This is a genomic window from Mycobacterium sp. 23 (assembly GCF_048287075.1).
In the GTDB taxonomy this organism is placed as follows: domain Bacteria; phylum Actinomycetota; class Actinomycetes; order Mycobacteriales; family Mycobacteriaceae; genus Mycobacterium; species Mycobacterium gordonae_B.
On the sequence record NZ_JBLVUX010000005.1, the window covers coordinates 1804449 to 1822772 of the forward strand.

Genomic DNA, 18324 nt, shown 5'->3' on the forward strand with positions numbered 1-18324 from the left:
GCCGCCATGATCGCCGCCCTGGTCCTGGCTGTGGCGACCATCGGGGCGATTCTGGTGCTCGCGGCCACCCGGCACCCGCGGCAGCAACTGGTGACGCTGCCTGCCGTGGCGGCACCGCACGCCGCCAGTCCCGCCTGCAAAGCGTTGATCGACGCGCTACCCGAGCAACTCGGGAGTTTCCGGCGCGCCGAGATAGCCCAGCCGGCGCCCGAGAGTGCCGGCGCCTGGCGGTCGGTCAACAACGCGGAGCCGGTCATCATGCGCTGTGGCCTGGAGCGCCCCGACGAGTTCGTGGTGGGTTCCCCGATCCAGGTCGTCGACACGGTCCAGTGGTTTCGGGTAGGTGACCGGGGGTCGACGGATGCCGGCACCACCACCTGGTACACCGTGGACCGTCCGGTGTATGTGGCGCTCACGCTGCCCACCGGATCGGGACCTGTTCCGATTCAGGATCTTTCGCGCATCATTGACCGCATCATCACCGCGGTGCCGATCGACCCGGCACCGGCTCGCTAGCCGCCAGCCGCTGGCCCACGCTGGTCTGCAACACCCGAATCCCGACTGCCGCAACGCTTCTGCAATGCCCTTGGGAACCAGGCAGTGGACATCACGTGCCGGCAGCGCCGTCGTGGCCGTCGGTGCCCGGGACACCGACGGGGACGCCCGCACCCCCGGAGCTGCCGGCGCCGAAGACTCCGCCGCCGCCGGGCGCACCGGGAGCCCCGGTCGGATCGCCGGAACCGCCGTCGCCGTGGTTTCCGCCGCTGCCACCGTTGCCGCCGTGGGCTCCGTTGCCGCCGGGGCCGGAAGTAGAGATGCCGCCGTCGCCGGCGTCGCCACCAGCACCGCCGGCACCGCCGCCGCCGCCGGCACCGCCGGCATTGTTGAAAACGCCTGCCGAACCGGCGAAGCCACCAGCACCGCCGGCACCCCCGGTGCCGCCGTTGCTGCCGCCGGCGCCATTGCCGCCGGCACCCGAAATGGCATTGCCACCGAAGCCACCGTTACCGCCGGCACCGGCGGCGCCGCCGCTACCGCCGCTGCCGCCGACACCGCCCACGTTGGTCTGCCCGGACTCGTGGGTGGCGTTTCCGCCGGTACCTCCGGTGCCACCACCACCGCCGTTCCCCGCTGCGCCGGCAGCGCCGCCGGCACCTCCATCGCCCGATCCCAGCGCCGTGCCCCCCTGGGCGCCGAGGCCGCCGTTGCCGGCGTGTCCGCCGTTGCCACCGGCCCCGCCCGCTCCGCCGTCACCAAGCAGGGTCTCGCCGCCCCGGCCGCCATTGCCGCCATGACCACCGTCGCCGCCCGCCCCGGCGGCCCCGCCAGCACCGCCGTCGCCCGTCCCGTAGGCCAGGCCGCCGGCGCCGCTGGCAGCACCATTGCCGCCGGAACCTCCGTCGCCGGCGATACCGCCGGCTCCGGCGTCACCGCCGCCGTTGTCGTCGTCCCCGCCGGCACCACCGTTGCCCCCGGCGCCGCCGGTCCCGCTGCGGCCGGCCCCGCCGCCGTGGCCGCCATTGCCCGACCCCGCAGCAGTACCGCCGGTGCCGCCCGCGCCGGCGACGCCGCCGGCGCCGCCGGTACCGCCGACGCCGCCGTCGCCGGGGGCGAGCTGCAAGGCCCCGACCCGGGTCGCACCGGCCCCGCCATCACCCCCGACCCCGCCTTGTCCTGCGGTGCCGCCGACCCCGCCGACACCACCGTTGCCGGATCCCAGAGCAGTTCCGCCGGTGCCGCCGGCGCCACCGTTGCCGCCGGCCCCGGCGTTACCTCCGTAACCGCCGTCCTGAAGGAAGACGTCGAAGTCCCCCGGGCCACCGTTGCCGCCGGTGCCGCCGTTACCGCCATTCCCGCCGCTTCCGCCGGCGCCGCCAGCCCCGCCGTTGCCAGATATCGAACCACCCGAGCCGCCGGCACCGCCGGCCCCGCCGTTCCCGCCGCCGGTGCCGGACCCGCCGGCGGTACCTTGCCCGTCGATGCCGTGTGCACCGGCGGCACCGGCCAGGCCGTTGCCCCCGGCACCACCGTCGCCGCCGGTGCCCACTCGCCCGCCGTTGCCGCCGGCCCCCCCGGCACCGCCGTTCACCCCACCCGCTACGCCATGGCCACCGGCTCCGCCGTCGCCGCCGTTTCCGAGCGACCCGCCGTTGCCGCCGTCACCACCGACCCCACCGGCGCCGCCGCCGGCAGCGCCGACGCCGCCGTTGCCGCCGTTACCGGCTGCGGACCACACTGTGGCGCCTTGACCGCCGTCGCCGCCCGCACCGCCGCCGCCACCGGCACCGGCCGCGCCCGAAGACCCGGCCTTTGCGCCGTCGCCGCCTGCTGCGCCCGCGCCGCCGAATGCTCCGCCTGTGCCGCCGGTGGCACCGTCGGCGCCGACACCGCCTAGTCCATCGGCCGAGTTGCCGCCGCTGCCGCCGGCACCGCCGATCCCGCCGACACCACCAGTGCCGCCGACTCCGCCGTTACCGTTGTAGTTGACTCCGCCTGAGCCGCCGCCCTTGCCGCCGGTGCCACCCTGGCCGCCGGACCCGGCGGCACCGGCAGTCCCGCCGTTTCCACCCGTGCCTGACCCGTCAGCCGCGCCGCCGACGCCCCCGAGGCCGCCGACTCCGCCGGCCCCGCCGGTGCCGCCCTGGCCGCCGGCGCCGCCGTACTGGCCTACCCCCGGAGCACCGGTTTCCCCGCCGACACCGCCGACGCCGCCGACACCGCCTTGCCCGGCAGCGCCGCCGGATCCGCCAACTCCGCCGTCACCCGATCCCAAAGCCTTTCCACCGGCCCCGCCGGCACCGCCGGTCCCGCCGACACCACCGGTCCCGCCGATCTGGCCGGGGTCGCCATCTTGGAAGAAGTAGTGCGACTCGCCGTTGCCGCCCGCGCCACCGGCCCCGCCGTTACCGCCGGTGCCACCGGCACCGCCGGTGCCGCCGTTCCCCGAGGTCACGCCACCCATTCCTCCGGCACCGCCGGCGCCGCCACTGGCGCCGGCTCCTCCGGTCCCTCCGGCAATGCCTGTCCCGCCTTGGGTGCCGGTGGCGCCGTTCGAGCCGGCTCCGCCTGCTCCGCCGTTACCGCCGTTGCCGACTGATCCGCCGTTGCCGCCGGCACCGCCCTGACCGCCTTGCCCGCCTTGAGCTCCCGTCGGGCCGGTGCCGCCCTGGCCGCCGTTGCCGCCGTTGCCGCCGCTGGTCACGGCGGCACCCATGCCGCCGTCGTCACCCTTGCTGCCGCCGGTGCCGCCGGTGCCCGCATCTCCGCCGGATCCGCCCTTGCCCGCGGCTCCGGGGTTGCCGCCGTCACCCCCGCGCCCACCGTCGGGGACGCCGTTGCCGCCGTTCCCGCCGTCACCGGGTGTGCCGGCCGCGCCGCCGGTGCCCCCGGCGCCGCCGGTGCCGTTGACTCCCACCGAACCCGAACCGCCCTGGGCAACGCCGCCACCGGCGCCACCGGTCCCGCCGGTGCCGCCGGTGCCGCCGGCACCACCGTTACCGCCATTGCCGCCGTCGGCGCCCAGGGCGGACGCATTCGCTCCGTCGATCCCGGCCCCACCGACTCCGCCCGTACCGCCCACACCACCGGTCCCGCCGGTTCCGCCATGGCCGGAGATCGAACCGCCCAAGCCGCCGGCGCCACCGACACCGCCGGCCCAACCCGTGCCTCCCTCGCCCCCGGACGCGCCCGCAGTCGCACCGTCAGTGCCGGCTACGCCGTTCGCACCGCTACCGCCGGTGCCGCCGGTCCCGCCATTGCCGACCGACCCGCCGTTACCGCCGGCCCCACCTGCGCCGCCGACCTGGCCGGGGGCGCCCTGGGCACCGTCGCCGCCCCGCCCGCCGTTGCCGCCGGTGGTGGCAGTGGCGCCGGTAGCGCCGGTGTGGCCAGTGCCGCCGCCGCTACCGCCGGTACCTGCCGCCCCGCCAACGCCGCCGTCACCGCCCGCGCCCGGGTCACCGCCGTCACCCCCGCGCCCGCCGTCGGGCAGACCAGTCCCGCCTTTACCGCCGTCACCGGCGCTGCCCGAGGTTCCGCCGGTGCCCCCGTCGCCGCCGACGCCGTTCAGGCCCGCCGCGCCGGAGCCGCCCGCGGCTACCCCGCCCGCGTTGCCGCCGGCGCCGCCGGTGCCACCAGTGCCACCTTTGCCGCCGTCACCACCCTGCTGACCCTGCCCACCGGCGTTGGTCGCGTCCGCACCGTTGGCACCGGCGCCGCCGGTTCCGCCGGTTCCGCCTTTGCCACCGGCACCGCCGTCACCGCCATGGCCGGAGATCGAACCGCCCAAGCCGCCGGCCCCGCCGACCCCGCCGGTCCCGCCGATCCCACCCTGGAAGCCTGCGTCGCCGTCGGCGACGGCATCGTCGCCGGTCTTGCCCACGGCTCCATCGCCGCCGGCACCACCGTCGCCGCCGTTGCCCCGGTTACCGCCCGCACCCCCGGCTCCTCCGTCACCGCCGCTGACCCCGGCGGCCGCGGCATGCGCCCCGGCCCCGCCGTTCCCGCCATTACCCATCACGCCGGTCGGTGTGTTCCCGTCGGCACCATCGGTCCCAGCGGTCAGACCGCTCCCGCCCAGTCCGCCTCTACCGCCGAAGCCGGTATCGCCGCCCTTCCCGCCGGCCCCGCCGTGACCGGTCAGTGAGCCGCCGGCCGCACCGGCGCCGCCATCACCCGGGGTGGCGCCGTTGCCGCCGCTCCCGGCGTTACCGCCGGCACCCGCAGCCGCGGCCGTGCCATCAGCGGCCACACCCCCGGCCCCGCCATTACCCCCGTTACCGCCGCGCCCGCCATCACCGCCGGAACCGCCATCACGGCCCGCCGCACCCGGCGTGCTCGCATCGGCACCAGTCACCCCGACCCCGCCGTCACCACCGCGCGCGCCGTGTCCACCAGCCCCACCGACTCCGCCGCTCCCGGTGATCGACCCGCCAGCGCCCCCGGCCCCGCCGGCACCACCAGCACCACCGGCCCGACCATTGCCGCCCGACTCAGCCCCCGCCACCCCGGCGGCGCCGTCGGCACCCGCCGCACCGTTACCGCCGGCACCCCCGGCACCACCGTCGCCGCGACTACCGCCCGCACCACCAGCACCCCCAGCACCGCCATCACCGCCACCGACGGTCGTCGGGCTGTACCCGTCGCCGCCATGACCGCCGTTGCCCAGCACCCCGGTCGGCCCAGTACCCGCAGAGCCGTCGGCGCCGCGGCTGCTGCCGCTGCCCCCGATACCCGCGCCGCCGCCCACACCGGTGTCACCGCCCTTGCCGCCGGCCCCACCTTGGCGATGATCGGCATCCCCGGCAGCACCGGCGCCGCCATCACCCGGGGTGGCGCCGTTGCCGCCGCTCCCAGCGTTACCGCCGGCACCCGCAGCCGCGGCCGTGCCATCAGCGGCCACACCCCCGGCCCCGCCATTACCCCCGTTACCGCCGCGCCCGCCATCACCACCGGAACCGCCATCACGCCCCGCCCCACCCGGCGTGCTCGCATCCGCGCCAGTGACCCCGACCCCGCCGTCACCACCGCGCGCGCCGTGTCCACCAGCCCCACCGACTCCGCCGCTCCCGGTGATGGACCCACCAGCGCCCCCGGCCCCGCCGGCACCACCAGCACCACCGGCCCGACCATTGCCGCCCGACTCAGCCCCCGCCACCCCGGCGGCGCCGTCGGCACCCGCCGCACCGTCGCCGCCGGCACCCCCGGCACCACCGTTGCCATGGCTACCCCCCGCACCACCAGCACCCCCGCCAGTGCCTGACTCGCCTGATTGAGTAGCGCTGAAGCCGGCTCCGCCGGCCCCGCCGTTGCCGCCGGCCACCAATGTCCCCGCCGCACCAACAGCGCCCGCGGCGGCACCCGGGCCGCCCGCCGAACCGCCCATCCCGCCGGCGCCGACACCGCCGGTGTCGCCTCCACCACCACCGGCACCACCGGCGGTCAGCGCGTCTCCGGCACCCCCGGCCCCACCGTTACCGGCAGCCCCTGCGTTACCGCCGGCACCTCCGGTTCCCCCGGAACCATTGACGCCCGCGCGTCCCAACAAGCCGTGACCCTGCCCACCGGCTCCTCCGGCACCACCGCTACCGCCATGCCCGCCGGTACCGCTATCGCCACCGTCACCACCGTTAGCACCGGCGGCGGTCGCCGCCCACCCCGCGCCACCGGCCCCGCCGGAACCGCCGACACCACCGACCCCACCGGCGCCGCCCGCTCCGCCGTCGCCGAACACCATGCCGCCGCGGCCCCCGGCACCACCGTTGCCGGCGGCGCCGCCGTCGCCGCCCGAACCACCGGTACCCCCGGCGGCAACCGCCGTCCCCGGTGCTCCGGCCGACCCTGCCGCGCCACCCGAACCGTAACCGCCCATGCCGCCAGCACCACCAGAACCGACCAACAACGCATTCCCCCCGGCGCCACCGGAAGCACCGATCCCACCCATGCCGCCGGCACCCCCATTGCCGGACAACCAGCCCCCGTTGCCGCCCGCGCCACCCGACGCACCGGCCCCGCCGGCGCCCCCGTTACCGCCGGAACCGAACAAGCCAGCGGCACCGCCGGCTCCACCTGCCTGCCCCGCTGCCCCGGACCCGCCGTTACCGCCCCTCCCGAACAAAAGTCCACCGGCGCCACCGGCGGCCCCCGAGCCCGCCGCTCCATCGGCTCCGGGCCCGATCAGCGGCCGGCCCAATAACAAGTCCGTCGGTGCATTGATCGCCCCAAAAGCCTGTTGCCCCAACGATTCCAGCGACCACACACCGGCCGCTTCCGCATCTCCGTAAGCGCTCGCCGCCGCCGCCAGCGACCTCATAAAATCCGCGTGGAAGACCGCCGCCTGGGCACTGACCGCCTGATAGTCGCGGCCCAACGCGCCGAATAGTTCCGCGATCGCCGCAGACACCTCATCGCCAGCAGCCGCCGCCAGTCCCGTCGTCGACATCGCTGCCGCCGACCCGGCAGCGCTGACCCCAGACCCGACTACACCCAAGTCCGAGAGCGCCGCCGACAAGAACTCCGGTGCCACAACCACAAAAGAAGACACGATCATCAACTCCCAGCAAAGTTTCCTGTAATAGACGAGCGGCGAATTAGCCAGAACATAAACAGCCCGATTACTCGATGAGCGGACCCTGAAGACCCCGCTCGCACACCAGATCCGAAATGCCAAACCGGTTTTACCACAACAAAATTGACGGGGTCTGACGTCCGGATCCAGATGGGTGCCCGATGCCACCGTCGTGGCGGCGCCGATCGGCTGCCGACTGCCGTCGACGAGGTACTACCGCAAACCCACGCCGCGGGCCAGGGCGGTGTCCACCATGGTGGCCAGCAGCGTCGGGTAGTCCACCCCGCTGGCCGCCCACATCCGCGGGTACATCGAGATGGTGGTGAACCCGGGCATGGTGTTGATCTCGTTGATGACGGGCCCGTGGTCGGTGAGGAAGAAGTCCACCCGGGCCAGGCCCTGGCAGCCGATGGCCTCGAACGCGCGAATCGCCAACTGGCGCAACGTATCCGCGATGTCGTCGGCAACCTTGGCGGGCACGTCCAATTCGGCTGCGTCGTCGAGGTACTTGGTCTCGAAGTCGTAGAAGCCGTCTTCGCGTCCGCGCACCCCGGCCACCCGGATCTCCCCCAGCGTGCTGGCTTCGATTGTGCCGTCGGGCATTTCGAGAACACCGCATTCCAGCTCGCGGCCGTTGATCGCCGCTTCGACGATGACCTTCGGGTCATGGCTGCGCGCCGCGGCGATTGCGGCGGGCAGATCGTCCCAGCTGGCCACCCGGCTGACGCCGATCGACGAGCCGCCCCGTGCCGGCTTGACGAACACCGGCAGGCCCAGCCGTTCGCGTTCCTCGGGGTGCAGCGTCGATTGTGACGGCCGCAGGACCGTGTAGGCGCCGACCGGGAGTCCCTCGGCGGCGAGCAGTTTCTTGGTGAACTCCTTGTCCATGCCGGCGGCGCTGGCCAGCACCCCGGCGCCGACATACGGGACACCGGCGAGTTCGAGCAGTCCCTGGATCGTGCCGTCCTCGCCGTATGGTCCGTGCAGCACCGGGAACACGACGTCGACGGCGCCCAGAATCTCCGACCGGGGGCTGGCCGGCAGGGCGAGTTCGGTGCCGGACTCGGCACTGACCCCGGGCAGTTGACGGTTGTTGATCGACAGTGCGGCGGGGTCGCCGTCGGTGAGCACCCAGGAGCCTTCCGGCGTGATACCGATCGCGACGACGTCGAACCGCTCCGGGTCCAGGTTGCGCAGGATGCTGCCCGCCGACACGCACGAGATGGCGTGCTCATTGCTGCGCCCGCCGAATACGACGGCAACGCGGACGCGGTTGCTGGCAGTCACAACCTGGAGAGGCTACCGGGTCGGCGATCCGGAGGCCGTTTTTGGCGACCCGGCGGGCGGTCACGGGGCATCGGGTCCGGGGGCACCGTCGACCCCGTCGTTGGCGGGCGAATCGCCGGTGCCGCCGGCACCGCCGCCGCCGCCGGCACCACCGACGCCGACCATGCCGGGGCTTCCGTTGGCGCCCGAATAATCTGGGTTGCCGGTACCGCCGGTGCCCCTTGAACCGGCCACCGCACCGGCGCCACCGTTGCCACCGTCGCCGGCCTTCTCGGACGCGGAGTCACCGCCGTTACCGCCGGTTCCGCCAGTTCCGCCGTTGCCCGCGTTGCCTCCATTACCGCCGGCCGCGCTGGACGGCAGCGAACCACCGAGACCGCCGGCCCCGCCGGACCCGCCCTTGCCCGCATCGCCGCCGGCGCCGCCGGCACCGCCGGTACCGGCGCCGAGGGCATCTCCGCCGGCGCCGCCGACACCACCGTTGCCCCCGATGCCGCCGGCGCCGCCGGCTCCGCCGTTCCTGATGATGCCGCCTTGGAAGTCGCTGGCACCGTTGCCGCCGCCCCCGCCATCACCGCCATTGCCGCCGACGCCGCCGATCCCACCGGCACCCCCATCGCCGGATACCGATCCGCCGGCGCCTCCGGCTCCGCCAGCGCCGCCATTCCCGCCGTTGAACCCTCCGTAGCCGGCGTAGCCGTATGCGTCCGGGCCGTGTGTGCCGGTAGCACCGGCCGAGCCGAATCCACCAGCCCCGCCGTTTCCGCCGTTTCCGAATGACCCGCCATCACCGCCGGCACCGCCACCACCGCCATCGGCTCCGCCGGTGCCGCCGGCACCGCCCGCACCTCCGTCACCGCCGCTACCGGACGGGCCGGCCGATGCCGCACCATTGCCGCCGGCACCGCCGGCACCGCCGTCACCTCCGATGCCGGACTTACCCGGGGCACCCGTATTTCCGCCATCCCTGCCACTACCGCCGTGGCCATTAGCGCCGCCCAAGCCGCCGTCGCCGCCGTTCCCGCCGTTACCAGCAGCACCGACGGCGGAGTCCCCGCCGCTGCCGCCGCTGCCGCCGTTGCCAGCGTTGCCGGCGTTGCCACCGATGCCGCCATCACCGCCGAGGGAGACGGTGCCCGCGCTGAAGTTCTGGCCGCCGCTGCCGCCGTTACCACCGGCGCCACCCTTCGATGCCGAGCCGCCGGCACCGCCGGCACCCCCATGCGTGATGCCAAAGCCACCGGCTCCGCCCGAGCCGCCGCCACCGCCGACGCCGCCGTTGCCGGCATTGCCGCCAAAACCGGCAACTGATTCTGTCGCGTAGTTGTTGCCGCCGTTGCCCCCACCGCCGCCGGCGCCGCCTGCCGAACCCGAGCCGCCGGCACCGCCCGCACCGCCAATGACGCCGCTGCCGCCGGCACCGCCGGAGCCCCCGGCGCCGCCGCCACCGCCATTGGCGCCGCCGCCACCTTTACTCCCGACTACGGATTGGCCACCGGCACCGCCGAAGCCACCATTACCGCCGACGCCGCCACCGGCGCCGGCACCGCCGGCACCGCCGGATCCTGAGACCGAGTTGCCGCCGGCACCGCCGGCACCGCCCGCGCTGGCGGTGCCGCCATGACCGCCGTTACCGCCGTCCCCGGCAGAGCCGCCGGATCCCCCGTCGTAGTACCCACCGCGTCCGCCATTACCGCCACTACCACCACCGCCGCCGGCACCACCGGCACCGCCCACGCCCCCGGCGCCATTGGTGGCGCTGCCGCCGGCACCGCCAACGGCGCTGTTGCCGCCGTTACCGGCGGCCCCGCCCATCCCTCCGCCGACCGCGGGAGGCCCATATCCGTCGCCGGCGTCGCCGCCGACACCGCCGTTACCGCCGGAACCCGCGGCACCGGCGGCACCGCCGGCACCACCATCGCCTGATCCGTCGGCCGCGCCACCCGCGCCGCCGGCGCCGCCGGCCCCGCCGTTGGCGCCATTTCCGGCGGGTCCGCCGTGGCCGTTGTCCACGCTGAGGAACCCTGTGCCGTTGCCGCCGACACCGCCGCTACCGCCGTTGCCGCCCTGCCCGCCAATGCCTCCGGCCCCGCCGGCGCCACCGTTGCCTGCCCCGTGACCTGCACCGCCCGCGCCGCCGGTCCCGCCGTTACCGCCCACCGCGCCGCTGGCGCCGGGACCGCCGTCGGTGCCAGAGCTGAGGAAGCCGGCCGGCTTACCGGGTCCACCGGCCCCGCCGTTGCCGCCGTTACCACCATTGCCGCCCATGCCGCCGTTGCCGCCGCTTCCGGAGACCAGACCGCCCTCGCCGCCGGCCCCGCCGTTGCCGCCATTGCCGCCTGCCGTGCCGGCCTGGCCCGGATTGCTGTACGGCTCGCCTGCGGCGCCGTTGGCTCCGTCGAGGGCCGCTCCGCCGTCACCGCCGTTGCCGCCGTTGCCGTACAGCCCTGCCCTGCCGCCGGCGCCGCCGTCGCCGCCGTTGGCTCCGGCCACGCCGAAGCCGTAGCCGCCCGCGCCGCCGTTGCCGCCGTTGCCCGACTGCGGGCCGGCGATGCCGCCTGCTCCCCCGTCGCCGCCGTTGGCACCGCCGCCGCCGGTGCCACCATCGCCGCCGTTGCCGGATATCGCACCGCCATCGCCACCGGCACCGCCGTCGGCGCCGTCGGAACGCACGCCGAAGCCGCCGTCCCCGCCTTTGCCGCCGCTGCCGACTGCGCCGCCGTCCCCGCCTGCGCCGCCCCTGCCGCCGCCGTTAGTGCCGTAACCGCCGTTCCCGCCCGCGCCACCGTTGCCGGACGGCCCGGCCGCCGGGTTTCCGTCTCCGCCATCGCCGCCGCCGCCACCGGCACCGCCGGTACCGCCCTTACCGGTTGCCCCCGGGGCTCCTCCGTCGGCGCCACCGGCGCCACCGGCGCCGGTAAGCCCGGTTATGCCGCCGCCGCTGCCGTTGCCGCCGTCGCCGGCCAGACCCTTAGCGGAATCGCCGCCGCGGCCGCCACCGCCGCCGGCGCCCGCGTCGCCCGCCGCGCCGCCTGCGCCACCGTTGCCGCCCTGGGTGCTGCCGCCCTCAGGGCCACCGGCGCCGCCATTGCCCGCGTTCCCGCCGAAGCCGCCCAATCCACCGTTACCGCCGAGACCTCCGGTGCCGGACCCGTGGGCCGCACCGCCGTCGCCGCCCAGGCCGCCGGCTCCGCCTTTGCCCGCACCGCCGCCGGTACCGCCCGCACCGCCTGAGGCGCCAATCGCAAATTCCCCGGCCGCGCCTCCGTCGCCGCCGGATCCGCCGCTGCCACCCATGCCCCCGGCTCCGCCGGCGCCACCGGCCCCGCCGTTTCCAGACCCCAGGGCCTGTCCGCCGGCGCCGCCGGCCCCGCCGGCCCCGGCGTTACCTCCGCCGCCGCCCGCCCCACCCGGGCCGCCGGAGTTGGTGAAGGGGAACGTGGTGTCCGACTCACCGGTGCCGCCACCGCCGCCACCGCCGCCCGCGCCACCGGCTCCCCCGGCGCCGCCGGCGCCGCCGTTACCTGAGATCGAACCGCCGTTGCCGCCGGCTCCGCCTTTACCGCCTTGGGCGCCGTCGGTGCCGGCGGTGCCGGCACCGCCCGTCCCGCCGCTCTGCCCGTAGGAGCCATCGAGGCCTTTGCCACCGTCGCCGCCTTTGCCGCCGTTACCGACGGCCCCGCCGTTGCCGCCAGCACCGCCGTCGCCACCCAGACCCTGCGGACCAGCGGCGTATCCGCCCAGACCGCCGTCGCCGCCGTTGCCACCGCTGGTGACCGCAGCGCCGCTAAGGCCGCTGGTACCTTTGCCGCCGCCGGTCCCGCCGGTGCCCACGTCACCGCCGGCGCCTCCGGCGCCCACGTTGCCGGGATTACCGCCGTCGCCGCCGCGGCCACCCTCCGCATGGCCAAACCCGCCGACCTGGCCGTTACCTCCGTCACCGGGCTTGCCGGCAGCGCCACCGTTGCCGCCGGTGCCGCCGGTGCCATTGACGCCCGCGGTGCCTGACCCGCCGGCGGCGACGCCGCCGGCGTTTCCGCCGGCCCCGCCGGCCCCGCCGGTTCCTCCATTGCCGCCATTACCCCCGGCTTGGCCGGCTTGGCCGAGTGCGCTTCCCGAAGCGCCGTTGACCCCGTCCCCGCCGTCACCACCGGTGCCGCCGTGGCCGCCGAGCCCGCCGGTGCCGCCGTCACCCCGGATCGCCCCGCCGAGGCCGCCCTTGCCGCCGGCGCCGCCGGCGCCGCCGGTCTCACCCCCTGTTCCGGAGTCGCCGGGGTTGACGCCGTCGATTCCGCGGACGCCGTTCGCACCCGTGCCACCGGTACCGCCTTGTCCGCCGTTGCCCAGGTTGCCGCCGTCACCACCGGCCCCGCCGGTTCCGCCGGCTCCCGGCGGCTCGCCGGTGGGCGCCGCGGTGGCGTTGCCGCCGGCACCGCCCTTCCCGCCATGACCGGAGGTTCCGTCGGGGAGCTGGCCCGCGAGGCCCTTGGCGCCGGTGGCACCGCCACCACTGTCGCCACCCTCTCCGCCGAGACCGACTGCGCCGGCATCTCCGCCGTGCCCGCCGGTGCCACCCTTTCCGGCGGTGGCCGCGTCGCCGCCGGCCCCGCCGACGCCACCGTCGCCACCGGCCCCCGCGGTCCCGCCGGTGCCGCCGTCGCCGCCGATCCCGTGCGTGCCGTCGCTGAATCCGGTGCCGTGGTGAACGCCGCCGACGCCGCCGGCGCCACCTTTGCCACCGGTGCCGCCCGCCCCGCCGGTGCCACCGGCACCGCCGACCCCGCCGTCACCGCCGGTCGAGGGACCGACCTGGGTTTGGACGGGAAAGTCCGTGGAGTTCGCGCTACCTCCGGCGCCGCCGGTACCACCGGTCTCGCCCGCGGCCCCGGCGCCGCCGGCCCCGCCCTTGCCGCCGGCGCCCCCGGCACCGCCGCTGCCGCGGATCGAACCGCCTTCGCCGCCGGCCCCGCCGGCACCCCCGGCGCCGCCGGTCTGACCGGCTACGCCGTCACCGCCGCGGCCGCCGGCACCACCGTTGACTCCGGTGGCCTGACCCAACCCCAGCGAACCAGCGGCACCGCCATTACCACCGTTACCGCCGGGGGCGCCGAGTCCTCCGTTGCCGCCGTCGCCGGCGGCCGCCCCGACGCCGGCCCCGTTGGTGCTCACATATGCGCCGCCGTTGCCGCCGGTGCCTCCTGCTTGGCCGGCTACGGTGCCGCTTGTCCCGTTCGTACCCGGGGTCGCCTGGTTAAACAACTGTGGATAGCCGGTGCCGTTGTCCCCATTGGCCGCCGGGGCCACCGGCGTCGGGTTGACGCCGGCAGCGCCGGCTGCCCCGTCTCCACCGGCGCCACCGGCGCCACCGTTGCCGAAGTTTCCGCCCTTACCGCCGGCGCCACCGTCACCGCCGCTGACCCCGGCAGCCGCGGCATGCGCCCCGGCCCCGCCGGCCCCACCGTTACCCATCACACCGGTCGGTGTGGCCCCGTCCGCACCATCACTTCCCGTCGTCCGCCCACTCCCGCCGTGTCCGCCGGCCCCGCCGAACCCGGTATCGCCGCCCGCCCCACCGGCCCCGCCGTTACCGGTCAGTGAGCCGCCCGCCGCACCGGCGCCGCCGTCACCTGGGGTGGCGCCATTGCCGCCGCTCCCGGCGTTACCCCCGGTACCGGTGGTCCCGGCGATGCCATGTGCCGAGGCACCACCGGCCCCGCCATTGCCGCCATTACCGCCAGCGCCGCCCTTGCCGCCCGAACCCCCGGCCTGCCCATCGGCGCCCGGCGTCGTCCCGGCTGCGCCATTGACCCCCGCACCGCCGTCACCGCCACGCGCACCCTGCCCGCCGGCCCCACCGGCGCCACCGTCCCCGCGGACCGAACCACCCGCGCCGCCATCGCCCCCGGCGCCACCAGCGCCACCGGCCACCCCGTCACCGCCGGAATCACCGGCCTTGGTCCCAGCCGCGCCGTTGCTCCCGGCGGCCCCGTCGCCGCCGGCACCCCCAGCCCCACCACTACCGAAGTTGCCGCCCGCACCGCCGGCGCCACCCTTGCCGCCGTCCACGCCCGACGCCGTGGCGCTAAAGCCGGCACCACCGTTGCCGCCATTACCCAGAATCCCGCCGGGCGTGGAACCCGCGGTTCCGTCGCTACCGGTTATGCGTCCGCTACCGCCGGTGCCGGCCGCACCGCCAACTCCGGTGTTGCCACCGTGCCCGCCGGCGCCGCCGTCACGATGAGTGGCACTACCGGCCGCACCCGCTCCGCCATCACCGGGGGTCGCGCCGTTACCGCCGTTGCCGGCATTACCGCCGGTGCCCGTAGTGCCCGAAACGCCATGTGCCGCAGTACCACCCACCCCGCCGTTGCCGCCGTCACCCCCGGCGCCGCCCTTACCGCCCGAACCCCCGGCCTGCCCATCGGCGCCCGGTGTCGTCGCGGCCGCGCCATTGACCCCCGCACCGCCGTCACCGCCACGGGCACCTTGCCCGCCGGCCCCACCGGCGCCACCGTCGCCACGGTCCGAGCCACCCGCACCACCAGCACCACCGGCGCCGCCAGACCCGCCATCCACGCCGTCGCGACCGGACTCACCTGCCGCGACACCGGCCGCGCCATTACCACCGGCCGCCCCATCCCCGCCCGCGCCACCGGCCCCGCCGCTACCGAAGTTGCCGCCCGCGCCGCCGGCGCCACCCTTGCCGCCGTCCGCCCCCGGTGTCGTGGCGTTGAACCCGGCCCCGCCCTTGCCGCCGTCGCCCAGAATCCCAGTGGGTGTGGAGCCGTCCGCGCCGTCTGCGCCCGTGCTGAAGCCGGTGCCGGCAACGCCGGCCTTGCCACCCAACCCGGTGTCACCACCGGCACCACCAGCCCCGCCGGCCAGATGGTTGGCGTCACCGGCAGCACCGGCCCCACCGTCGCCCGGGGTCGCGCCATTGCCGCCGCTACCGGCATTGCCCCCGGCACCCGCTTTGCCGGCAGTTCCATGCGCCGAGGAACCTCCGGCCCCGCCGTTGCCGCCATCGCCGCCGGCACCGCCACTACCGCCAGAGCCGCCGGCCTGGCCATCGGCACCGGCCGCCGTTGCGCTCGTACCGGTGACGCCGGCCCCGCCGTCGCCACCACGCGCACCGTGCCCACCGGCCCCACCGGCACCGCCATCACCGCGCACCGAGCCAGCCGCACCACCAGCACCACCGGCGCCACCGGACCCGCCATCCACGCCGTCGCCGCCGGACTGACCGGCCGCCGCGCCCGCCGTTCCACTGTTCCCGGCTATTCCGTCACCGCCGGCCCCGCCGGCTCCGCCATTCCCGTGGCTGCCACCCGCGCCGCCGGCACCGCCGGCCCCACCATCGGCGCCCGCCGCGGTCCCGGTGAAGCCCGCGCCGCCCATACCGCCGTTGCCGCCGGCGATCAGGACTCCCGCGGCGCCGTCAGCCCCGGCAACAGCTCTCGGGCCCGCGGCCGCGCCGCCGGTTCCGCCGGCCCCCACACCGCCGGTGTCACCACCCATGCCGCCCTTACCTCCGGCGGCGGTCATCGCGTTCCCCGCCCCACCGGCCCCGCCGTCACCGGCCACGCCCGAACTACCCCCAGCCCCGCCGGCGCCGCCGGAGCCATAGGCGCCTGCGTGACCGAACAGACTCCGGCTCGCCCCGGCGACACCGCCGGCACCCCCGTTACCGCCCGACCCGCCGGTGCCGCTGTCGCCGCCATCGCCTCCGTCAGCGCCCGCGGTGGTCGCCGTCCAGCCGGCTCCGCCGGATCCTCCGGCACCGCCGGCGCCGCCCGAGCCACCGACGCCGCCGGCACCGCCGTCACCCAGGATCAGTCCACCGCGCCCGCCCGCTCCACCAGTGCCCCCACTGCCACCGCTGCCGCCGTCGCCACCGACGCCGCCGGCAGCCACGGCGCTGCCTGGGCTGCCCGGTGTGCCGATCGAGCCGCCGAGGCCGGTCCCGCCTGCCCCGCCGGCACCACCGGAACCGAAGAGCAACGCGTTGCCGCCGGTGCCTCCGTTACCGCCGACCCCACCCATGCCGCCGGCACCGCCGTTGCCCCACAACCAACCGCCGCTGCCACCTGTTCCACCGTTGGCACCCGCGCCGCCGGCACCGCCGGCTCCGCCCACACCCAGCAACCCGGCGGCGCCGCCGGCCCCACCGGCATGCCCGGCCGCGCCCGAGCCGCCGTTGCCGCCGCGCCCCCACAGCAGCCCACCGGGGCCGCCCGCTGCGCCGGTACCTTCCGCTCCGTCGGTCCCCGGACCAATCAAAGGCCTCCCCAAAAGCAGATTCGCCGGCGCGTTGATCGCACCCAAGACCTGCTCCTCCAGCGAGCCCAGGGCGTCGGCACTGGCCGCTTCCATAGCCGCGTAAGAGCCGCTCGCCGCTGCCAGCGCCCTCACGAATTGGGCGTGGAACTCCGCTGCCTGTGCACTGACCGCTTGATACTCCTGACCGACGGTGCCGAATAAGGCCGCGATGGCCGCCGACACCTCATCGGCGGCCGCGGGCAGGATCGCCGCCGTCGGCGCCGCCACCGCGGTCGCCTGCCGGACCGCTTCCCCGATCGCTCCCAGGTCGGCGGCCGCGGCGCTCACAGCCTGGGGGGCAGCGATCAGGAAGGGCGACATCAGGGAGCTCCAATCGACCCGGAGGGGTCAAACGGCCCAGTCATGAGTCGCGAACTCCGGGGCACGCTGTCCGCGCGCAGCCCGACTTCCCCCACGCTCCCCGACAGGCACCGGTCATCGAATACAGCCATTCGCGCGGCGACGCTTCTTGCCGCCGCTTATTAGTAGCTGATTGTCACGCCAACGCGGGCGGATTCGATCCGGGTCCGACTACTGCAAAATCGCGCAGGATCCGCCGGCGACTACTGCAATTCACTCCGGCTTGGTGCTGCGGCCCAGTAGCAGAGCAATGGCGTCGTTGACCGACAGCCCCTTGTGGCAGACCCGGTGCACGGCGTCCGTCAGTGGCATCTCGACGTCGTAGCTGGACGCCAGGGCCAGCACCGACTCGCAGGAGGTGACGCCCTCGACGACGTGGCCGTCCTTGCCGTGCAGGGCCGTATGCATGGTGTCGCCGCGTCCCAGCCGCTCGCCCAGCGAACGGTTGCGCGAATAAGGAGAGGTACAGGTGGCCACCAGGTCACCCACCCCGGCCAGCCCCGCCAACGTCGCGCCCTTGGCGCCCAGCGCCAGCCCCAGTCGCATGATCTCGGCCAGCCCGCGAGTGATGATGGCCGCCGCGGTGTTCTCCCCCAGCCCGACCCCGACCGCCATTCCGCAGGCCAACGCGATGACGTTCTTGCACGCGCCACCGATCTCGGTCCCCACCACATCGGAGTTGGTGTAGGGACGGAAGTAGCCACTGTTCAAAAACCGCTGCAACGCCACGGCACGTCCGGAGTCGCTGCACGCGACGACGGTGGCGGCGGGCTGGCTCTCGGCGATCTCACTGGCGAGGTTCGGTCCGGAGATCACCGCGACCTGGGATGCGTCCACTCCGGTGACCGAAACGATCACTTGGCTCATCCGCATCAACGTGCCCAGCTCGATCCCCTTGGCCAGGCTGACCAGAGTCGCGCCGTCGGCCCACATGCCGTTCCACTGCTCGAGATTGGCGCGCATGGTCTGAGCCGGGACCCCGAGTAGCACGGTCGTGACGCCGGCCAGCGCCTCCTCCGCGTCGTTGGTGGCGCGGACGCCCGCCGGAAGCAGAGTGCCCGGAAGGTAGTCGGGGTTGTACCGGGTTTTATTGATCTTGTCGGCCACATCCGCACGCCGCGCCCACAACGTGACGTCGCCCCCGGCATCGGCAAGCACCTTGGCCAGCACCGTGCCCCATGCGCCCGCGCCCATCACCGCGACGGTTCCCGTGCCGGCCATCAACCACCCCTTATATCTAGCCCTGTGCCCCGTTACGGCGACGGCAGCCGCTAAACACTAGTCCCAGGAAC

At 75.8% G+C, this 18324-nt stretch carries 5 protein-coding genes; 1 reads left to right on the forward strand and 4 read right to left on the reverse strand.

Annotated elements, in window-relative coordinates:
- The first annotated feature begins 6 nt into the window (after positions 1-6).
- Positions 7-516, forward strand: a complete 510-nt coding sequence (locus ACNQS7_RS09225) for a DUF3515 domain-containing protein (protein ID WP_418015944.1) — start codon at positions 7-9, stop codon at positions 514-516.
- A gap of 91 nt (positions 517-607) precedes the next feature.
- Here the strand turns inward: ACNQS7_RS09225 and ACNQS7_RS09230 are convergent, their stop codons facing one another.
- The 4 genes from ACNQS7_RS09230 to ACNQS7_RS09245 all read right to left on the reverse strand — a co-directional run bounded on the left by ACNQS7_RS09230 (position 608) and on the right by ACNQS7_RS09245 (position 18253).
- Positions 608-7042 carry a PE family protein gene (locus tag ACNQS7_RS09230; protein ID WP_418012319.1) on the reverse strand — a complete coding sequence of 2145 codons (6435 nt, stop codon included), beginning with the start codon at positions 7040-7042 and terminating at the stop codon, positions 608-610.
- A gap of 237 nt (positions 7043-7279) precedes the next feature.
- Positions 7280-8353 carry a D-alanine--D-alanine ligase family protein gene (locus ACNQS7_RS09235; protein ID WP_418012320.1) on the reverse strand — a complete coding sequence of 358 codons (1074 nt, stop codon included), beginning with the start codon at positions 8351-8353 and terminating at the stop codon, positions 7280-7282.
- Between the two features lie 60 nt (positions 8354-8413).
- Positions 8414-16993 (reverse strand): PE family protein, encoded by an 8580-nt coding sequence (locus ACNQS7_RS09240; protein WP_418012321.1) that lies wholly within the window; start codon positions 16991-16993, stop codon positions 8414-8416.
- Positions 16994-17245: 252 nt separating this feature from the next.
- A complete protein-coding gene (locus tag ACNQS7_RS09245) occupies positions 17246-18253 on the reverse strand; it encodes an NAD(P)H-dependent glycerol-3-phosphate dehydrogenase (protein ID WP_418012322.1) in 1008 nt (335 codons plus the stop codon).
- Between the last annotated feature and the right edge of the window lie 71 nt (positions 18254-18324).

Bases quoted from the DNA above. Each gene is read 5' to 3' on its own strand.
- ACNQS7_RS09225 (WP_418015944.1), top strand. From the start codon at position 7: ATGATCGCCGCCCTGGTCCTGGCTGTGGCGACCATCGGGGCGATTCTG.
- ACNQS7_RS09240 (WP_418012321.1), bottom strand. From the start codon at position 16,993: ATGTCGCCCTTCCTGATCGCTGCCCCCCAGGCTGTGAGCGCCGCGGCC.
- ACNQS7_RS09245 (WP_418012322.1), bottom strand. From the start codon at position 18,253: ATGGCCGGCACGGGAACCGTCGCGGTGATGGGCGCGGGCGCATGGGGC.